Annotated in this window: 3 protein-coding genes; all 3 read right to left on the reverse strand. The window is 62.3% G+C overall.

The features are described 5' to 3' along the window. Window positions 1–308: 308 nt before the first annotated feature. The 3 genes from H5U38_16050 to H5U38_16060 are packed head-to-tail and all read right to left on the reverse strand — an operon-like array spanning window position 309 to window position 3,194. Window positions 309–1,112 (reverse strand): TonB family protein, encoded by an 804-nt coding sequence (locus tag H5U38_16050; protein MBC7188537.1) that lies wholly within the window; start codon window positions 1,110–1,112, stop codon window positions 309–311. Next, complete coding sequence (gene mtgA / locus H5U38_16055) at window positions 1,072–2,307, reverse strand: monofunctional biosynthetic peptidoglycan transglycosylase (GenBank protein MBC7188538.1); 1,236 nt, start codon at window positions 2,305–2,307, stop codon at window positions 1,072–1,074. The genes H5U38_16050 and mtgA overlap by 41 nt, the downstream gene beginning before the upstream one ends. A 44-nt stretch (window positions 2,308–2,351) precedes the next feature. Then, a complete protein-coding gene (locus tag H5U38_16060; protein MBC7188539.1) occupies window positions 2,352–3,194 on the reverse strand; it encodes a sugar ABC transporter permease in 843 nt (280 codons plus the stop codon). Window positions 3,195–3,276: the final 82 nt, after the last annotated feature.

Consider the following 3,276-nt stretch of genomic DNA (forward strand, 5'->3'; position numbering starts at 1 on the left):
CGTCAGAGGCGAGCGCGGTAATGCGCACGCGCGGGCCGCCACAAACGAGAGTGAGGCGATTCCCTTGCCAGGAGCTCCCTTTGACCTCGCCCAGGCTCCGGTAGCCGGCACTGGCAAGGCAGGGGAAGATTAGTCCAAGAATCCATGCTCTCAAAGCCCTGCCCATTGACATCTTCCTCCTCCTGCGAATCTTGTTCCATCGGGATTCTGCTTAGGACGCGAAACCGACTCGGCGGGATAGGCTCTCGGAAGCGAGCGCTTTGCGTCCGCGACTCACCCACCGGGGTGGGCTTCACGCATCCGCTGACTCAGCGCTGGCTCTGGGCGCGTACCGGCACTTCCACCAGCACCGTGGCGCCCACCGGCTTCCCTTTGACAAAAGCGGGGAAGAACGAACTGCGGTAGGCGGCCTCAATCACGGCCTGGTCAGCCACCGGCGCGAGCGGGCCGACCACGGCGCAATCCACCACGCGGCCCTGCTCATTGACTGTGACTTGCACGGTCACCACTCCGGGCGGCACCTGGTAGCCGCGGGGCGTCTTGACGCGGCGTTGTACTGCTGCCACACCGCCCACCGGCAGGCAAGGAAACGCATCAACACCTTGGCTGAGCAGGTCCCCGAGATGCCCGTCCAGCACTGTGACTTCTCCCGCAGCTGCGCGATGACGGAGCATGGCAAGCCACCCTTCGAACGCGCTCAGAGCGGCGTCGCGCTTGCTGGGGTCCTTGAGGCGGGAGGCGCGCCACCTGCCAAAATGCAATGCAACGGAGGCCGTATTCACCAATCCGGTGCGCACCCCGCACTGGTAGAGCTGGTGATAGTCGTCCAAATAGAGGAAAGTGCTGTCCAGGAACAACATCTCCTGCGCCAGGCCCATGGCGCCGTGGTAGTCGCCCACCAGGGTCATGTTGCCTAAGGCGCGATGAAAGGTCTCCAGGCGTGACTGATGCTCGGCCTTGTCGCTTAGCCGCCGCGCAGAGCTACACGCGGCAATGGCGACCGCGCAGGCCACGGCCGCGGCGACCAGGAGTACCATCGCGCGGCCGGGGAAAATCGACAGGCCGCGCACCTTATCCCCGCATTCTGGAGGGCTGCAAGAGCAAGTCTTCATGCATCAAGTCCTCGTCGCTAATGACCTCAAGTGCGCAATCGTGGAGAGGATCCGACAGCGCCGAGGTTGTGGAGTCAAGGCCCGCCGAGATAGCTTCCTCCTCAACCTCGCGCATTTCCACGCGCAGAAGCCTCTCGGCATCGGTCGAGTCCACGCAGGCAAAGGCCACGATGTGCCCGTGGCGCCTGGCCGCCACAATGAGCGGCCCCTCACCCCGGGCGCGCGACCCCATTGCTCGTTGGACCTCCAGGTCGAGAGCAAGTGACACGGGACGACCCGAGAGGAGCCGCGCCTCACCCAGCTTGTTGCGCAGGTAGCGGACCAGCAGGTCCTCGAAGCAGTTGCCACTCCTGGCCAAGCTGCGCCGCAGCGCCTTCGGCCCCTCAGGATTGAGGACCACTGGTGTCTCCAGGGCAGCCTGGTACTCCTCGGCGCTAATCACCCCATTGTTGCGCATGAGGTGCAGCACCCGTCGTTGGTGCCCCATGACCTTCTCGAAGCGCAGAAACGGATTGCGGTACTTCGGATTGGGGAGCATTCCCGCCAGCATCGCTGCTTCAGGAAGGGTGATGGCACTGGCCGGTTTGCCGAAATAGTAGCGCGCTGCCGCCTCCGCGCCGTACACACCATCCCCCCACTCCACGACGTTGAGGTAGAGCTCAAGGATGCGTTGCTTGGAAAGGACCTTCTCCATCCGCCGCGCCACCACCAGCTCGCGCAGCTTGCGCGTGAGGGTCTTTTCTTTGGAAAGAAAAGCGTTTTTGGCCAGCTGCTGGGTAATCGTACTGGCGCCCCGTGCCCAGCGCCGGGCTTTCCAGTCCTTGGCCAGCGCCTCCTTGATCATCTCCGGCCGGATCCCCTCATGCTGGAAGAAGGTGTCGTCCTCGCTGGTGATGACGGCCTTGACGAGCCACGGCGAGATCTGGGCCAGCGGCCGCCACAGACGACTGACCCCGGCGGTCACGGAGAGGATGAATCGTCCTTGAACGTCGTGCACCTCGGTAGCGGTGGCAGGACGATAGGCGCGGATGGCCTCTTCTCCGGGCAGGTCTCGCAGCAGCCACCACAACGCACCTGCAACCGTCGCAATGCCCAAGGCACACACCACCAGCAGAGCCACCAGGCACCGCCACCACCAGCGTGGCCCGGCCTTGGCAGGGGCCGCAATGTGTTGCTCCTGATCCTCCATCGCCATCACCTTTCCCCCTTCTTGCCGCTCACTCTCTCACCAACCGACCCTTACCCCTTGACGCCTCCCAAGGTCAGTCCCGAGACCAGCCATCTGCTCAAGAAAAGGAACAGCGCCACCACCGGAATGCTCACGATGATTGCCCCCGCCGAGTAGAGTCCCCAGGCCACTTCCATGTTGGACTGGAACATCTTCAGACCCAACGGAAGAGTGAAAAGATCCTGGTCCTGGATGAGCACATTGGCCACCAGATACTCTGACCAGGCGGTCATGAAGGAAAAGAGCGCGGTGATCACCAAGGCCGGTGCCGCAAGTGGCAGCACGATTTGCCAAAAGGTGCGCAGCGGCGAGCACCCGTCAATGGCGGCGGCCTCCTCCAGACTAAAGGGGATAGTATCGTAGTAGCCTTTCATCTGCCAGGTGGTGAAAGGCAGCGCAGTGGCCGAATAGGCGATGATCAGTGCCCAGTAGGAATCGTAAGCCTTGAGTTTGATGAGGACGATGAACAGCGGCAACAGAAGCATGGTCACCGGGAACATCTGCGTGGTGATGAGGGCCACCATGGCCTGGTCGCGCCCAACGAAGCGATAGCGGGAAAAGGCATAGCCCGCGGTGGCAGCCAAGCTGACGCCAACCAATGTCACCACCGCCGAAACCAGGCTGCTGTTGGCCATCCAGCGCAAGAATGGCTCCTCGAGTAGCAAACGCTGGTAGGACTGCAGCGTAGCGTCCGCCGGGATGATCGCCAACGACTTGCTCAGGAGCCGGTCGCCAGGACGCAACGACACCGAAAAGACGCACAGGATCGGGTAGAGCGCAAACAGAGCAAACAAGCTCAGCACCAGGTAGCTCAGCGCTTTGCCTATGGGCGATAGTGTTCGTGGCCCGCGCATCGTATCAGTACACTGCCTCAGTTGACTTGGTGCGCTTTATGAAACTCCTGCTGTACATCAGGAGAATGGCAAAGATGACCAT

Source organism: Calditrichota bacterium (assembly GCA_014359355.1).
Lineage (GTDB): Bacteria > Zhuqueibacterota > Zhuqueibacteria > JANLFK01 > Oleimicrobiaceae > Oleimicrobium.

Coding starts and splice junctions, on each gene's coding strand:
- H5U38_16050 (MBC7188537.1), bottom strand. CDS start 1,112: ATGAAGACTTGCTCTTGCAGCCCTCCAGAATGCGGGGATAAGGTGCGC.
- mtgA (MBC7188538.1), bottom strand. CDS start 2,307: ATGGCGATGGAGGATCAGGAGCAACACATTGCGGCCCCTGCCAAGGCC.
- H5U38_16060 (MBC7188539.1), bottom strand. CDS start 3,194: ATGCGCGGGCCACGAACACTATCGCCCATAGGCAAAGCGCTGAGCTAC.